Annotated in this window: 2 protein-coding genes; both read left to right on the top strand. The window is 61.4% G+C overall.

The features are described 5' to 3' along the window. The first annotated feature begins 14 nt into the window (after window positions 1–14). On the top strand, window positions 15–956 hold the full coding sequence (locus tag EOM25_14625; GenBank protein NCC26411.1) for an ABC transporter ATP-binding protein: 942 nt from the start codon (window positions 15–17) through the stop codon (window positions 954–956). 141 nt (window positions 957–1,097) lie between these two features. After that, window positions 1,098–1,727: DUF1538 domain-containing protein (locus EOM25_14620; GenBank protein ID NCC26410.1), on the top strand; the 630-nt coding region annotated here is incomplete at its 3' end.

Genomic DNA, 1,727 nt, shown 5'->3' with positions numbered 1-1,727 from the left:
ATCCTGAACCCCTGATGGCCATCAGGGGCCTGGCCAAGACCTTCGGCTCCGGCCTCATCTTCCGACACCGTATCCGGGCCGTACGAGATGTTTCGCTGATTATTCTTCCAGGTCAAACCCTGGCCGTGGTCGGCGAGTCGGGAAGCGGCAAGACTACCCTGGCCCGCTTGGCGGCCGGACTCGTTTTCCGGGATCGGGGAGAGGTCGTCTTCAAGGGACGCGACATTGGGAGCTGGACCCGGAAGGCCTTGCGCCGAAGTCTCCAGATGGTCTTTCAGGATGCAGACGGCTCCTTGAACCCCGGCCTGACGGTCAGATCCCTGCTCATGGAGCCCCTGCGCCTGCACGGGCAGAGCCGAAGGCAGGCCGCACATGCCGTGGCCGGACTTCTGGACATGGTCAACCTGACCCCGGACCTTCTGGATCGCCATCCCTTTGAACTCTCCGGCGGCCAGCGCCAGCGCATCGGCCTGGCCCGGGCCATGTCCCTGGAGCCCGAGCTGGTCATCGCCGACGAGCCCGTGGCCTCCCTGGACCGCTCCGTTCAGGCCCATGTGCTCGATCTCTTTCTGGACTTTCAGAAACGACAAGGCGTCTCCTACCTTTACATCTCCCACGATCTGGACACGGTCCGGGCCATTGCCCATCACGTGGCCGTCATGCTCGGCGGAGTATTCGTCGAAACCGGCCCTGTCCAAGCCGTGTTTGAACGTCCGGCCCACCCCTACACCCGGTCCCTGATGGCGGCCCAAGCGCTGGACGACCCGGCAGTGATCCCTATGCCCGTTGTCGAGAAGCCTTCAAGCATGCTCGACCAGGGCTGTCATTATGCTCAGACCTGCCCCTGGACCGATGACGCATGCCGAGCAAGCCTGCCGCCATTGACAGCCCTGGACCCGAACCACAAAATCCGCTGCTTTCACCTTCAGATCAAAAACCAAAAGACCCGGTCGTAACAGTCAGGGCGTTGAAACCACGAAGCCCGCCTCTACGGCTGTCCGTCGGGCATGTCCGGTCCCCTGCGGATCGGCTCATCCTGCTTGCCCCAGGCATCAAGACAGTTCGACTTTTCAGCCCGAAGCGACTATCATCTACCCATGCACAGCCACCTTGCCGAACTGATCAAGGAAGTCCTCTGGGCCGTACTGCCCATCAGCATCGTTGTCTGCATTCTGCAGATCACATTGCTCCACATGCCCATGGACACCTTCATCCGTTTCGCCCTGGGGGCCCTGTACGTCAGCGTCGGCCTGTTCCTCTTTCTCGTGGGGGTCAAATCCGGACTCCTGCCCATGGGTGAAACCATCGGAGCCGCCCTTCCCCAAAAAGGCTCCGTGGTCTATCTTGTAGTCATGGCCTTCATCCTGGGCACAGCCGTAACCGTGGCCGAGCCCGACGTCCGCGTCCTGGCCCATCAGGTCGATTTTGTCTCCCATGGCCTGGTTTCGAGAAACATCCTCGTCTTTGTCGTGGCCCTGAGTGTCGGTATCTGCGTGGCCGGAGCCGTGCTGCGGATCATCCTGGGCGTTTCCATTGTCCGCGTTCTCATGGTCGGTTACGCCGTCATCCTGATTCTGTCCTTCTTCACTCCCGACACGTTTTTGCCCATTGCCTACGATGCCGGTGGCGTGACCACCGGCCCGGTCACAGTACCCTTCATCATCGCCCTGGGCCTGGGCACCGTCGGGGTTCTCAGAGGGAAAAGCTCTTTTGGCGACGGCTTTGGC

The organism is Deltaproteobacteria bacterium (assembly GCA_009929795.1).
Classification (GTDB): Bacteria; Desulfobacterota; Desulfovibrionia; order Desulfovibrionales; family Desulfomicrobiaceae; genus RZZR01.
Note: the sequence above shows the minus strand (reverse complement) of the source record. Positions and strands in the feature narration are given on the sequence as shown.